Raw genomic sequence first — 14,003 nt, 5'->3', positions numbered from 1 at the left:
GAAATATAGCTGACTTATTGAAACCAAGAGCCAGATATAACACATACAAAAAAAGACCAGCTGAGATAGCTGGTCTTTTTTTGTATTCAATAATTTGTACTAGAAATTTCCGTACAAACTACAGCAATACTTACTTCACGCGGCTTACGTATTCGCCACTACGAGTATCCACTTTCACTACTTCACCGATTTGGATGAATAGAGGTACACGTACAACAGCACCTGTTGCTAACGTTGCTGGTTTACCGCCAGTGCCTTGAGTATCGCCTTTCAGACCTGGATCTGTTTCAGTCACTTCTAACTCTACGAAGTTTGGTGGAGTAACAGAAATTGGGTTACCGTTCCAAAGTGTCAGAGTACAAGTATTGTTTTCTACCAACCACTTAGCGTTTTCGCCAACAGCTGCAACGTCTGCTGCAATTTGTTCGAACGTGGTGTTGTTCATAAAGTGGTAGAATTCGCCATCTGAATATAGATAATCTAGGTCGATATCTACTACGTCCGCAGTTTCTACAGAGTCACCAGACTTAAAAGTTTTCTCTAGAACTTTGCCAGAAAGCAGTTTACGGATTTTTACACGGTTGAAAGCCTGACCTTTGCCCGGTTTTACATACTCGTTTTCGAGAATGACACAAGGCTCATTATCAAGCATAATTTTAAGACCGCCTTTAAATTCATTCGTGCTAACAGTAGCCATATTTCCTCTTACATTCTTCGAGTTAAAATTAATGCCGCACATCATAACCCGAAAAGTCGATTCTGTTGAGCAAAACTGGATCAAACAACTAGCAAATGCTATCTCAGATCCCACTCAATTGCTCAACGAGCTGGGTATTGATCCTACGCCTTGGCAGGACGGGTTTGCTGCGCGCAAATTATTTGCTCAGCGTGTACCGCAAAGTTTCGTCAGCAGAATGGAAAAAGGCAACCCGCACGATCCTTTGCTGCGCCAAGTTTTGCCATTGAGCGAAGAGTTTGAAGTACACCAAGGTTATTCAAACGACCCACTTTCAGAGCAGAACAACGATATCCCCGGATTACTGCATAAATACCGGAACCGCGCGCTCATGATCGTGAAAGGCGGCTGTGCTATTAACTGTCGTTACTGTTTCCGTCGTCATTTTCCTTACGAAGATAACAAAGGCACCAAATCGGTTTGGCAGCAGAGCTTGGATTACATTGCCAAGCATCCTGAACTGAATGAAGTCATTCTCTCTGGCGGTGATCCGTTAATGGCAAAAGATCACGAACTGACTTGGCTGATCGACAAGATCGCAGCGATCTCTCACATCAAGCGTCTGCGCATCCACTCTCGCCTGCCTGTGGTTATCCCTGCGCGTATTACCGATGAGCTGGTAGACACACTGGCCCAGACCCGATTGCAAGTGATACTAGTTACTCACATCAATCACGCTAATGAAATCAACCTTGAGCTAAAGCAACAAATGGCTCGCCTGCGTGCCATTAACGTGACCCTACTCAATCAGGGAGTGATGCTAAAAGGGGTGAACGACTCGGTAGAAGCTCAGGTAAATCTCAGTGAAAGCCTGTTTGATGCTGGAATATTGCCGTACTACATCCATGTTTTGGACAAAGTGCAGGGTGCGGCTCACTTCTTTATTGATGATCACACGGCAAAAACCATCATGGCCGGAGTCATTGAACGTGTCTCGGGTTATTTAGTACCTAAGCTCACCCGTGAAATTGGTGGAAGAAGCAGTAAAACGCCGCTCGATTTGCATCTTGAGTAGTTCTATAGATATTGATTATCTAGCCCATAAAAGCTTTTGTTAGATCGCAAGCCAGATTCGCTGCATACTGCGCTTCTTCACGCCTATGCATTGAGGCTGTCATGCTAACTTTAGATTCTATTTTTGATCTTGGGCCATTCCAATGGTCCGCTTTGCTTTGCTGTATGATCAACGGCTTACTTATCGGTATTGAGCGTCAAACCCGAGGAAAGCCTGTAGGTATCCGCACCTCAATACTGATTATTTCCGGCACTTACTTTTTCATGGCGATGGCGGTATCTCTGTCCCCGAACACCCTTGACCAAGCTCGCGTGCTTGGGCAAATCATCACTGGTGTCGGCTTTTTAGGTGCGGGGGTAATGATGACGTTGGATGGAAAAATTCACGGCGTTACCTCTGCGGCAGTTATCTGGGTATTGGCAGCCTTAGGGTTAATGATCGGTTTGGGCTATTTAACACAGTCCGTCGTCATTACTTTTCTTGCACTTAGTGTGCTTTACGGCGTCGATAAGGCAGAAAACACCTTCCACAGTCTGCGTCGTGGCGTACACCAGAAACTCAGACGTCGTCACTAACCATTGAAAAGCGTTGCTCTGGCAACGCTTTTTTTCTGGGAGTTATGGCTGATTCGAGTAAATGTTGACTCGGTATCCCTCACCTTGTTGGGCAACAAAATCCACAAAGTGATGGATTGCGTCTAGCGCGTCTTCTTCATGATGAGTCACATATAGCAATTGGCTGATATTTGCAGAAGCGATGCGATTTAGCGCTCTGAACACTAACTTGCGGTTGAGGAAGTCCAACCCTTGATAAGGTTCATCCAAAATCAGCAGCGCGGGCTGCTTAATTAAGGCTCGACCAATTAACAGCAGTCGCTGCTGTCCGTAGTCCAGATTTCTAAAACCCACTTTTTCAAACTGACTCATTTCTAACAGCTGCAACCACTCGCGCGCATACAGAATCTCTTTCTTACTCGGCTGCTGATAGAGACCTATTGAGTCGTAGAATCCGGAAATCAACACTTCGAGAGCGGTACAATTGACTCGATATTGAAGATGCAAAGCTGAAGAAACCACACCAATGTGACGTTTCACATCCCAGATAGTTTCACCGCTACCTCGTTTCATGCCCAATACCGTCACATCATTGCTGTAACACTGAGGATGATCGCCAAGAATTAGTCCAAGTAGCGTGCTTTTCCCGCAGCCGTTAGGACCTCGAACTTGCCAATGCTGCCCTTGCTCAATCTGCCAATTCACGCCTGAAAAGATTTTGGCATCCACATATTCCACCGTGACGTCATTCATAATGACCAACGGATTTGGGTACTGATGCTGTGACTGGTGAGCTTGCAGAAGATCGAACATCGCATCACTCTTTTGCTCAGATAACGCCAGCATCTGCGCCATCACAGGATGGTTCAGCCACTCTTCACGACTTAATGTTTGAGCAAGTTTTTGCTCGTCGAACAAGGCTACATGCGTGATAAATGATGGTAACTCGTCTTCACGGGATGTAATGATGACCAGTTGAATATGGTTCGCACACTGTTGTAACAGCTCGGAAAGGTGCTGTCGGTGCGCAATGTCTAAGCCGGAATAAGGCTCATCTAAGATCATCATTTGTGGCTTCAACGCGAGCGCACGGGCGAGCATCACTCGGCGAGTTTCTCCTGTGGAAAGCTGACGAAACCCACGAGCTCTGATGGCTAATAAATCCGTTGTCGCTAATAACGACTCAAGTTCATCACCAGTACAACCCGCTTCTGCCACCAGCTCTTCCACCGTTGAACCGTAGTCAATACGATCCATAAAATCGGTATCATCTTTTTCCAGCTCTAAATCCAGCAATCGTTGCTGCTCATGCAAAGAGACACAGGCAACTTTTTCAGGAAGATCAGAGACCTCACCTTGCTGAGGTTGCAACTCGCCACTCAACACTCGCACCAGTAGCGACGCCGCATGACTATGAGTTGAAAACATGCCCCAATGTTCTCCGGCTTGTAACTGCCAATTATCTATAACCAAAGATACTGATTCTGTTTGATGTTTAAGCTGCTGAATTTGCATTAGTAACCTTCCATGGAAAACCAATCTTCATAGTGCATAACTTAGCGACGAATTTCTAGCTATCCGATAGTCTGAGTGAGTGAAAGCGGCAGATGCGAAGCGACTAAAACGACTGTTTAATGGAACGGAGTCCAATAAAAAAGGCAGAACATGTAAAACACGTTCTGCCTTCAAGAGGTTTATGCTCGACCTAACTATGAGGTCTCGTCAGCATAAGGGGAATTACATCATTCCACCCATACCGCCCATGCCACCCATATCTGGCATCGCTGGACCGTCTGACTTAGGCTTCTCAGTTACCATCGCTTCTGTTGTGATCATTAGACCAGCAACTGACGCTGCGAACTGTAGTGCGCTACGAGTTACTTTAGTTGGATCTAGGATACCCATTTCGATCATATCGCCGTACACGCCAGTTGCCGCGTTGTAACCGTAGTTACCTTCGCCGCCTTTAACGTTGTTCGCAACCACAGATTCTTCATCACCTGCGTTTTTCACGATTTGACGAATTGGTGCTTCCATTGCACGAAGTGCTACGCGGATACCCACGTTTTGCTCTTCGTTGTCACCAGTAAGGTCAGTTAGCATTGAAGCTGCGCGGATAAGTGCAACACCACCACCAGCTACAACACCTTCTTCAACCGCTGCACGAGTCGCGTGTAGAGCGTCTTCTACGCGGTCTTTCTTCTCTTTCATTTCAACTTCAGTTGCTGCACCAACTTTGATTACTGCAACACCGCCTGCTAGCTTAGCAACGCGCTCTTGTAGTTTCTCTTTGTCGTAGTCAGAAGTTGCTTCTTCGATTTGTTGACGAATTTGAGATACACGACCTTTGATCGCGTCTTCTTCGCCAGCACCGTCGATAATAGTAGTGTTTTCTTTAGTGATAGCGACACGCTTAGCTTGACCTAGATCTTCTAGTGTCGCTTTCTCTAGCTCAAGACCGATTTCTTCAGAAATCACAGTACCACCAGTTAGGATAGCAATGTCTTGTAGCATAGCTTTACGACGGTCACCGAAACCTGGAGCTTTAACCGCTGCCACTTTCACAATACCACGCATGTTGTTCACAACTAGCGTTGCTAGTGCTTCACCTTCAACGTCTTCCGCTACGATTAGCAGTGGACGTGAAGCTTTTGCAACACCTTCAAGAACTGGAAGAAGTTCACGGATGTTAGATACTTTCTTATCAACCAATAGGATGAATGGGTTGTCTAGGTCAACACTGCCCGATTCTTGGTTGTTGATGAAGTATGGAGATAGGTAACCACGGTCGAATTGCATGCCTTCAACAACGTCTAGTTCGTCTTGAAGAGCTTGACCTTCTTCAACAGTGATAACACCGTCGCGGCCTACTTTTTCCATTGCTTCAGCAATGATGTTACCCACACTTGAGTCTGAGTTAGCAGAGATAGTACCTACTTGTGCAATCGCCTTAGTATCAGCACATGGTACTGATAGTGCTTTAAGCTGTTCAACGGCTGCTACTACTGCTTTATCAATACCGCGTTTAAGATCCATTGGGTTCATACCCGCAGCTACTGCTTTAAGACCTTCATTAACGATAGATTGTGCTAGTACAGTTGCTGTTGTTGTACCGTCACCCGCTGCATCGTTTGCTTGAGATGCAACTTCTTTAACCATTTGTGCGCCCATGTTTTGGAACTTGTCTTCCAATTCAATTTCACGAGCAACAGATACACCATCTTTAGTGATAGTTGGTGCACCGAAAGATTTGTCTAGAACTACGTTACGACCTTTAGGGCCAAGAGTTACTTTTACAGCGTCAGCTAGAATGTTTACACCTTCCAGCATTTTTACACGTGCGTCATTGCCAAATTTTACGTCTTTAGCAGCCATGTTGTATTTCCTCTTAAGAATTCGTTTATTGATAAATGATAGAGCGAACTTTTAGTTCTTTTGGGAACATAAGAGCTCAGAGCAATTACTCAACGATTGCTAGAATGTCGCTTTCAGACAGAATAAGAACTTCTTTGCCGTCGATCTTTTCTGATTTAGTGCCGTAGCTTTCAGCAAAAATCACAGAATCGCCAACTTTTACGTCCAGTGGAAGAACTGTACCGTTTTCTAGAATGCGGCCTTTACCGACAGCAAGCACTTTACCGCGCGTTGATTTTTCCGCAGCAGAACCAGTAAGAACAATGCCACCAGCAGACTTAGATTCAACTTCTTGGCGTTCAACGATAACTCGATCATGTAATGGACGAATATTCATCGGTCGTCTCTCCTGATTAGATTTCCATTTGGTTAATAAACACTGATTAGTAAATGGGTCACCAGACCCAAACAGCTTGTGAATGATATGTGGGGGATACTCGATGATAACCCAAGGGGCAAACGCGAAAAAAATGTGACGAAATTAACGATTCAATAGAGAAGTACTCTAACTCAACTTGGTGCTGGCACCCGATAAGACATTCCCTGCGATAAAAACGGGCAGATGAAAACAACCGAGAGCAATGACCAGCCAAATCAGCCTAAGTCGAGAGCATAGAAGTCAGGAGCATAGTAAATAATTTGCTTTATTAAGAACTGAATTCATAATAAGCAGTGTCTAGAGAGGGAAATAATGAAAACTATCGATAGGATTTTGCACACCATCAAACGCGAAGGTGCCGTTACTGCCAAACAGCTTGCTGATGATCTTTCCATTACCACAATGGGCGCTCGTCAACATCTGCAAAGTTTGGAAGAAGACGGAATCTTGTCGTTTCATGATGTGAAAGTCAAAGTCGGTCGCCCCACTCGCCACTGGTCCTTAACCAAACAAGGCCACGATCAATTTGCCGACAGACACAGTGAACTCACTATTCAGGTGATGGATGCAGTCGAGCATATCTTTGGCAAAGAAGGGCTCGCTAAAGTTGCAGCAGAGCGCGAAGCTCAAACCTTATCAACGTATAAAAAAGCGCTGGCTGATCTCACGGATATCGAAGAAAAACTGAACGCTCTCGTCACCTTACGTGAGCGGGAAGGTTACATGGCTGAGCTTGAAACAACAGAGCACGGTTTTATGCTGATTGAAAACCATTGCCCTATCTGCAAAGCAGCAACTCGTTGTCCAAATCTGTGTCAATCTGAACTCAATATATTCCAGCACTTGTTAGGCCATGATTATCAGGTCGATCGCCAAGAGCATATTATCCAAGGTGAACGTCGCTGTACGTATCTCATCACCAAAGCATAGTGACTGCTCACACTGGCAAATCTGTCTTAAATTCGAGAATTGGGATTTTCCCCGCACCACGCTAAAAATCCTCGCTTAAGCTTATAGTGTTGATTATTTCATCACTAATTTGTTCTCCCTGCCCTCATATCGGTCATCACAGCGGTTCAATGGGTTGGGAATCGAAGAGGAGCCTTTTATGCCCCAACCTCAGTCGCAACCATATCAACAAGAACTTCCTCCATTTGACGAACTCGTTGCGTTGGCAAAGCAAAATCCGGAGGCTTTCTCTCAATTCAAACGCCAAATGTGTGAAGAGATGATTTCGTCAGCTTCACTGAACATGCAACAGAGATTACGGGCACAACAAAGTCACATTGATTTAGTTGTAAGCCAGTGCAAAAACCCTAATCACATTAACGTCATTTTGATGCGGGAAATGACCATTCAAATGGTGAAATTCCGTGATGCCTTAGAAGGCGAAGTTTCTCAACAACAGGCTGTTGTCATTCCTTTCAGACGCAACAGTGATGAAGAATGGCGCTAAAAACCAAACACTAAGAATATAAAAGGGAGCCTATGCTCCCTTTTGTTGTTTATTCCAGCTGAAACTAAACAGGCTCTTTGCCAAATCGGTTGTCACCATTGGTGCCTTTCATAAAGCCACACTCAATCAGAATCCAACTGCCACAAATCAATGCGGCGACAGAAATAATAGTTTCATACAACATGGGTTCATTGGCAGTTAGAGCGTTAGCGCCAACAGGCACACTCATACGGCCAATAACCAAAGGAATATTCAGCAGTAACCACCAACTATTTTTGTCTCTGTCATGCCAACGCTTCGCCGTGATCGCTAAATCAGGAATCAATATCAGCAGTAGAAAAACCGGTAAAATCAGCGAAGCCAATCCCGGAAAAAGCCGATTCACACCGACAACAAAGCCAAGAATCATGGCATAGTAGCAACAGTTCCAAATCCAATAAGTCTGGCGTCCTATTCGGCCTTGGAAGGAAAAAAGTAAAGTGGTTATTGGCATCAGTGTTACCCGTTAATGACTTTCATAAAGTAGTCTTTATCCATATCACGAACATCTACCGTCAAACTGTAGATATGACTCGCCTGAGATACCAGCACATCCATGAGTTGTTGTGATAATTCTCGTTTTTGCGCAGGAGTTCTGCCCTCAAGCAACTCAAATTGAACATGGATAAAATCTTCGCTATCCGCGACATCACCCACCAACCAATGGTGACATCGTAAAGTGCGAGATTTTACTGAGCTTGTCTCAAAAAGTCCGCTGTTTAATGCTACTTGATGTAAATCTTCAAGCAGTCCCTGAACATTTATTCGCTCTTCAGCGGAGTTGGAGTACTCCAGCACTAAATTGGGCATAGTCACTTCCTTTGTTTATCTTCCACTATAATTGACACTCAGTAATAACAAGGTAACGGGTAAAAACCGAGTATAGACCGCTGATTATGTCAGAGGGATCACGGCGAATGAGGTCTAAGCAGTTATCAAGATCCAAGAAAGTCATGACCCTAGTCATGATTTGCTAAATTTTATCTGCTATATTCTGTCGCAATCACATTTCGTTTATATTTTTATAGACTTTCATTTTTTAGATATTGGAGATCTTTCTATGCGTCGTCCTGTCGTAATGGGTAACTGGAAACTAAATGGCAGCAAAGCAATGGTAACTGAGCTGCTAAATGGCCTTAATGCTGAACTTGAAGGTGTAACGGGTGTTGACGTAGCTATCGCTCCACCAGCGCTTTACATCGATCTAGCTGAGCGTCTAATCGCTGAAGGTGGAAACAAAATCATCCTAGGTGCACAAAACACTGACCTAAACAACAGTGGTGCTTTCACTGGTGATATGTCTCCAGCGATGCTGAAAGATTTCGGTGCTACACACATCATCATCGGTCACTCAGAGCGTCGTGAATACCACAACGAATCTGATGAGTTCATCGCTAAGAAATTCGCATTCCTAAAAGAGAACGGCCTAAAACCTGTTTTCTGTATCGGTGAATCTGAAGCGCAAAACGAAGCTGGCGAAACTGAAGCTGTATGTGCTCGTCAAATCAATGCTGTTATCGATGCATACGGTGTTGAAGCGCTAAACGGTGCAATCATCGCTTACGAACCAATCTGGGCTATCGGTACTGGTAAAGCAGCAACTGCAGAAGATGCACAACGCATCCACGCTTCTATCCGCGCGCTAATCGCAGCGAAAGATGCAGCAGTAGCTGAACAAGTAATAATCCAATACGGCGGTTCTGTTAAGCCAGAAAACGCTGAAGCTTACTTCTCTCAACCAGACATCGACGGTGCTCTAGTTGGTGGTGCATCTCTAGATGCTAAGAGCTTCGCAGCAATTGCTAAAGCAGCAGCGGCAGCAAAAGCTTAATCAAAGCTTTAAAAATATCTAAGGCCAGCATTGCTGGCCTTTTTCATATCCCCGCAACACGCAACCGGACTGGGTAGTCCATAACGCCAAGATAGAGTATTCTAGCAACTACTTTATCGCCAACCTGTTGTCTTTATGCACGATAAACACGGCCTGCTTTCTGCGCCCATTCCCACTGTATTGCGTCAAATGACGGTACCGATGATATTCGGCTTAGTTGCAATACTGATGTTCAACCTGGTCGATACCTTTTTTATCTCCTTACTGGGTACAGAAGCGCTGGCTGCGATCAGCTATACCTTTCCGGTCACCTTTGTCGTCAACTGTATTACCATGGGCATCGGTATTGGCTTATCCACCAATATCGGACGATTACTCGGCCAAGGCTCTGAAAACAATGCCGCCCACTTCTCCAGTCACGGCATTTTGCTAGCTGTCGTCTTGGTTATCGTCGCCTCTTCAATTGGTTTTATCACCATAGAGCCGCTGTTCTTATTACTCGGGGCAAAGCAAGAGCTTATCCCGCTTATCGAGCAATATATGCAGGTGTGGTATCTCACGATTCCTCTTTTAGTTGTTCCTATGACAGGGAACAGCGTAATCCGAGCAACAGGTGATACCAAAACACCGGCGAAGATCATGATGTTGGCAGGCATAATCAACGGCGTATTAGACCCTATGCTTATTTTTGGCTATGGCCCGTTTCCTGAGTTAGGAATCCAAGGTGCTGCCATTTCAAGTGCGTTTTCTTGGCTGGGCGCTCTGATTTGCTCTTTCTATGTACTGATTAAACGAGTGAAATTACTCGCTGTTCCGCACTTCCCGAGTTTGTACAAGGATTGGAATCAAATCTTAAAGATAGGTACGCCTGCTGCGCTCTCAACAGCGATGAATCCAATCTCTGGGGCATTACTCATGATGATGCTTTCTAGCCATGGTACAGCGGCTGTGGCGGCTTACGGTGCAGCGCAGAGAATTGAATCGATTCTGATTCTGGTGTTGATGTCTCTGACTTCTTCTCTGACGCCTTTTATGGCGCAGAATCTAGGTGCGAATAACCCCACTCGAAGTTTCGCTGGACTATTCATCAGTCTGCGGTTTTCTCTGCTTTTCCAGTTAATGATATTTGTCATGATGGTGCCGCTAAGCATTCCACTTTCAAAACTGTTTTCTCAAGAAGCAGCGGTTCAGGATTTGCTTTGGCACTACCTGCTCGTAGTCCCTTTCAGTTACGGCTTCCAAGGGGTGGTTATGATGCTTATCTCTGCCCTCAATGCTCTTCATCTACCAATTAAAGCATTCCAGTGGAGTTTTATGCGTCTGTTTGTGTTCACACTTCCAGTAGCTTGGATAGGTTCTGAAATTTATGGCATTGAAGGGCTATTTATCGGGATTGCGGCAGGGAACATTGCGGGTGGATTACTGGGCTATCTCTACGCGCTTTGGCTGAGAAAAACGCATTGCGTTGAAGCTTCGCCAAGCGAAAACTCAGCGTCTTAAAATCTTTTATCGCCGTTAGGCTCAGCGGTAAAACAACAAAGCCGATGCATGGGCATCGGCTCTGATCTATTTATCGTTGAAGATTACAAAATATCATCTTCTTCAATAACGTCTTCTTCAGTATCAAGATCGACGTTTAGTGGCTCTTGAGAAAGGATTACGCCAGTATTGTCGGCATAAAGGTAGTCTTCAGGCAGGAAAGTTACACCGCCGAAATTCACCGGCACATCCACTTCACCAATACCTTGGTTGTTTGCGCCTACTGGAATTGCAGCCATAGCTTGAATACCGATGCTCATGTCTTCCAGTTCGTCCACTTCGCGGACACAACCGTAAACAACGATACCTTCCCACTCATTTTCTTCCGCAAGCGCTGCTAACTCAGCATCAATCAAAGCACGACGCAGTGAACCGCCACCGTCAATAAGCAGCACGCGTCCCACACCATCTTGCTCTAGTGTTTCACGAATCAGCCCATTGTCTTCAAAACACTTCACTGTTGTGATTTGGCCTGCAAACGATGCACGACCACCAAAGTTACTAAACATAGGTTCTACCACATCAACTTGATCGATGTAGATATCACATAGTGCAGAGGTGTTGTATTCCATAGCCTTGCTCTCTTTACGAAAAGTCTTCCAACGAGTATATCGGGTGATGAAGCCAATGCAATGATACAGCGCAAATTAACTTGTCAGAGTTTGAGCGATAACCACGCCAACAAACAATAAGTTAGTAATCAAAGAACACTTTACTATCACAGGTAGCATAGGTGCGATCTGTGCAGGCTTTTCACTTTGCCACACATCTCGTCCATGTTTCGCCACAAAAATCAGGCTGAGTAAGAACGGCAGGCTAATCCACAGCGGCTTACCTTGCATAAGGAGATAAGCGCCGAAAGCGATCACCGCACCGGATAAAAGCAGGAAGTGATATTTCTTTGCTCTCATCTGCCCTAAACGAACAGGAACCGTGCGTTTGCCACATTCAGCATCATTTTCGATGTCTCGCATATTGTTGACATTAAGCACCGCAACCGCCATCAAACCACAACCGAGTGACGGTAAAAACAGACTCCAGTCTATATTGCCTGTGTGAAGAAAATATGTCCCAGACACTCCCAATAAACCGAAGAACAGGAAAACCGATAAATCGCCTAGTCCCAGATAACCATAAGGTTTGTTTCCTACGGTATAAGCAATCGCCGCCAACATTGCCAACACGCCTAAACCAATAAACGCAAGAATGCTTTGCAGACTATCCAGAGCATAAAAAACCAGCATTAACCCAGCTACAACTGTCATCAATACGTTGATAGCGATCGCCTTCTTCATGTCCCTCAAACTCACAGCACCAGACTGTATTGCGCGCATCGGGCCGATACGTTTTTCGTTATCAGTCCCTTTAACAGCATCACCATAGTCGTTGGCTAAGTTCGATAAAATCTGCAATAGAGTCGCGGTCAGCAGCGCCAGAAGAGCGATCGGCAAAGAGAAGTGTCCAGAAGAAAAAGCTAAAGCACTTCCGGTAAAAATCGATACTAATGCGAGAGGAAGTGTTTTCGGTCGCGCAGCATCAAACCATATTTGCAGAGAGTTATTCATGATTATGCTAAGTAGTTCAAACAATGTTGCCAGTATATACCCAAAGCGCATACGGTGTCAGCGGGCTCAATAGCCTTGGCTCAGAACGAGAAATGGCGAAATGTAAAAAAGCCCGCTTCGACTTCAGCGGGCTTTTGAGATTTACAGGATGAAGCGACTTAAGTCTTCGTCGGCAACTAACTCACCGAGTTTGCTCTTCACGTAAGTCGAATCAATGGTTAGCGATGAACCCGACTTATCCGTTGCATCGAATGAGATTTCGTCCATCAGGCGCTCCATCACAGTATGCAGACGGCGGGCACCGATGTTCTCGGTAGTTTCATTCACTTGCCACGCAGCTTCAGCGATTTGTTTAATACCGTCTTCGGTAAACTCAACATCCACATCTTCCGTCTTCATCAGAGCAATGTATTGTTCGGTCAATGACGCTTTAGGCTCAGTAAGTATGCGTTTGAAGTCATCACTCGAAAGCGCTTCAAGTTCGACACGAATTGGCAGACGACCTTGCAACTCTGGGATCAGATCTGACGGTTTGGCCACTTGGAATGCACCTGAAGCAATGAACAGGATGTGGTCAGTTCGCACCATACCGTGCTTAGTAGACACAGTGCTACCTTCGATAAGAGGCAGTAAGTCACGTTGAACACCTTCACGAGAAACATCTGGACCAGACACTTCACCGCGTTTACAGATCTTATCGATCTCATCAATAAACACGATACCGTTGTTTTCAACGCTGTAGATCGCTTGCTCTTTCAACTCGTCTTGGTTAACCAGCTTCGACGCTTCTTCTTCCGTTAACGCTTTAAAGGCATCTTTAATTTTCAGTTTACGTTTCTTCTTAGTGTTACCCGCTAAGTTCTGGAACATACCCTGTAGCTGGTTAGTCATCTCTTCCATACCCGGAGGCGCCATGATTTCCACGCCCATTTGCGGTACAGCAACGTCTAACTCAATCTCTTTATCGTCTAACTTACCTTCGCGTAATTTCTTACGGAATACCTGACGAGTATTTGAACTCTCTTCATTTTGCTCTGCCTTGCCCCAAGCATCACGGGCAGGAGGAAGAAGAGCATCAAGGATGCGTTCTTCAGCTAACTCTTCAGCACGGAATTTGACTTTTTCGGTGGCTTGTTGATGAGTCAGTTTTACCGCCACATCCGTCAGGTCACGGATAATCGTTTCAACTTCTTTACCTACGTAACCCACTTCTGTGAATTTAGTGGCTTCTACTTTAATGAAAGGGGCATTCGCCAGCTTCGCTAAACGACGAGCAATCTCTGTTTTACCTACACCCGTAGGGCCAATCATTAAAATGTTTTTTGGTGTTACTTCTACGCGCAAGCTCTCTTCAAGCTGCATACGACGCCAGCGGTTACGAAGAGCGATCGCTACAGCGCGCTTAGCTTTATCTTGACCGATGATATGGCGGTTAAGTTCATGAACAATTTCACGAGGAGTCATTTCAGACATAA

15 protein-coding genes are annotated in these 14,003 nt (G+C 45.2%); 6 read left to right on the top strand and 9 right to left on the bottom strand.

The genetic code is table 11. From position 1 onward, the window contains the following. Window positions 1-130 precede the first annotated feature (130 nt). The gene (gene efp / locus L3V23_RS14170) at window positions 131-697 is read right to left on the bottom strand and encodes an elongation factor P (protein ID WP_042485020.1); all 567 of its coding nucleotides are present in this window, start codon (window positions 695-697) and stop codon (window positions 131-133) included. A gap of 31 nt (window positions 698-728) precedes the next feature. On the opposite strand from efp, the gene epmB reads away from it, so the two are divergent. Next, window positions 729-1,751 carry an EF-P beta-lysylation protein EpmB gene (gene epmB / locus L3V23_RS14165; protein WP_042485017.1) on the top strand — a complete coding sequence of 341 codons (1,023 nt, stop codon included), beginning with the start codon at window positions 729-731 and terminating at the stop codon, window positions 1,749-1,751. A 101-nt stretch (window positions 1,752-1,852) separates the two neighbouring features. Beyond that, entirely contained in the window at window positions 1,853-2,326 is a 474-nt protein-coding gene (locus L3V23_RS14160) for an MgtC/SapB family protein (RefSeq protein WP_102941215.1), read from the top strand. 42 nt (window positions 2,327-2,368) lie between these two features. Here the strand turns inward: L3V23_RS14160 and modF are convergent, their stop codons facing one another. From modF to L3V23_RS14145, 3 genes are all read right to left on the bottom strand, one after another. Next, a complete protein-coding gene (gene modF / locus L3V23_RS14155; RefSeq protein ID WP_102966329.1) occupies window positions 2,369-3,820 on the bottom strand; it encodes a molybdate ABC transporter ATP-binding protein ModF in 1,452 nt (483 codons plus the stop codon). A gap of 222 nt (window positions 3,821-4,042) precedes the next feature. Then, window positions 4,043-5,680 (bottom strand): chaperonin GroEL, encoded by a 1,638-nt coding sequence (groL, locus tag L3V23_RS14150; protein WP_042485008.1) that lies wholly within the window; start codon window positions 5,678-5,680, stop codon window positions 4,043-4,045. An 85-nt stretch (window positions 5,681-5,765) separates the two neighbouring features. Beyond that, window positions 5,766-6,056, bottom strand: a complete 291-nt coding sequence (locus L3V23_RS14145) for a co-chaperone GroES (RefSeq protein ID WP_042485006.1) — start codon at window positions 6,054-6,056, stop codon at window positions 5,766-5,768. Window positions 6,057-6,410: 354 nt separating this feature from the next. On the opposite strand from L3V23_RS14145, the gene L3V23_RS14140 reads away from it, so the two are divergent. Together L3V23_RS14140 and L3V23_RS14135 are read left to right on the top strand one after the other, a co-directional pair. Further along, on the top strand, window positions 6,411-7,028 hold the full coding sequence (locus L3V23_RS14140) for a metalloregulator ArsR/SmtB family transcription factor (protein WP_042485003.1): 618 nt from the start codon (window positions 6,411-6,413) through the stop codon (window positions 7,026-7,028). 178 nt (window positions 7,029-7,206) lie between these two features. Then, the gene (locus tag L3V23_RS14135) at window positions 7,207-7,554 is read left to right on the top strand and encodes a DUF3135 domain-containing protein (RefSeq protein WP_042485000.1); all 348 of its coding nucleotides are present in this window, start codon (window positions 7,207-7,209) and stop codon (window positions 7,552-7,554) included. A gap of 64 nt (window positions 7,555-7,618) precedes the next feature. On the opposite strand, the gene L3V23_RS14130 is transcribed toward L3V23_RS14135, so the two are convergent. Both L3V23_RS14130 and L3V23_RS14125 read right to left on the bottom strand, forming a co-directional pair. Further along, window positions 7,619-8,047, bottom strand: a complete 429-nt coding sequence (locus tag L3V23_RS14130; protein ID WP_102962837.1) for a DUF805 domain-containing protein — start codon at window positions 8,045-8,047, stop codon at window positions 7,619-7,621. A gap of 5 nt (window positions 8,048-8,052) precedes the next feature. Then, window positions 8,053-8,403, bottom strand: coding sequence for a 5-carboxymethyl-2-hydroxymuconate Delta-isomerase (locus L3V23_RS14125; RefSeq protein ID WP_102953954.1), 351 nt, complete (start codon window positions 8,401-8,403; stop codon window positions 8,053-8,055). A gap of 250 nt (window positions 8,404-8,653) precedes the next feature. Here L3V23_RS14125 and tpiA point away from each other — a divergent pair, with 250 nt between their 5' ends. Both tpiA and L3V23_RS14115 read left to right on the top strand, forming a co-directional pair. Then, complete coding sequence (gene tpiA / locus L3V23_RS14120) at window positions 8,654-9,424, top strand: triose-phosphate isomerase (protein ID WP_042484993.1); 771 nt, start codon at window positions 8,654-8,656, stop codon at window positions 9,422-9,424. A 135-nt stretch (window positions 9,425-9,559) separates the two neighbouring features. Further along, window positions 9,560-10,924: an MATE family efflux transporter gene (locus tag L3V23_RS14115; RefSeq protein WP_102966331.1), complete on the top strand. Its 1,365-nt coding sequence runs from the start codon at window positions 9,560-9,562 to the stop codon at window positions 10,922-10,924. An 83-nt stretch (window positions 10,925-11,007) separates the two neighbouring features. On the opposite strand, the gene rraA is transcribed toward L3V23_RS14115, so the two are convergent. From rraA to hslU, 3 genes are all read right to left on the bottom strand, one after another. Further along, entirely contained in the window at window positions 11,008-11,535 is a 528-nt protein-coding gene (rraA, locus tag L3V23_RS14110) for a ribonuclease E activity regulator RraA (RefSeq protein WP_102966332.1), read from the bottom strand. A gap of 75 nt (window positions 11,536-11,610) precedes the next feature. Continuing rightward, entirely contained in the window at window positions 11,611-12,528 is a 918-nt protein-coding gene (locus L3V23_RS14105) for a 1,4-dihydroxy-2-naphthoate polyprenyltransferase (RefSeq protein ID WP_102953951.1), read from the bottom strand. Between the two features lie 141 nt (window positions 12,529-12,669). Further along, the gene (hslU, locus tag L3V23_RS14100) at window positions 12,670-14,001 is read right to left on the bottom strand and encodes an HslU--HslV peptidase ATPase subunit (protein WP_102966333.1); all 1,332 of its coding nucleotides are present in this window, start codon (window positions 13,999-14,001) and stop codon (window positions 12,670-12,672) included. Between the last annotated feature and the right edge of the window lie 2 nt (window positions 14,002-14,003).

The sequence above is a fragment of the Vibrio sp. A1-b2 genome (assembly GCF_021726015.1).
In the GTDB taxonomy this organism is placed as follows: domain Bacteria; phylum Pseudomonadota; class Gammaproteobacteria; order Enterobacterales; family Vibrionaceae; genus Vibrio; species Vibrio diazotrophicus.
Note: the sequence above shows the minus strand (reverse complement) of the source record. Positions and strands in the feature narration are given on the sequence as shown.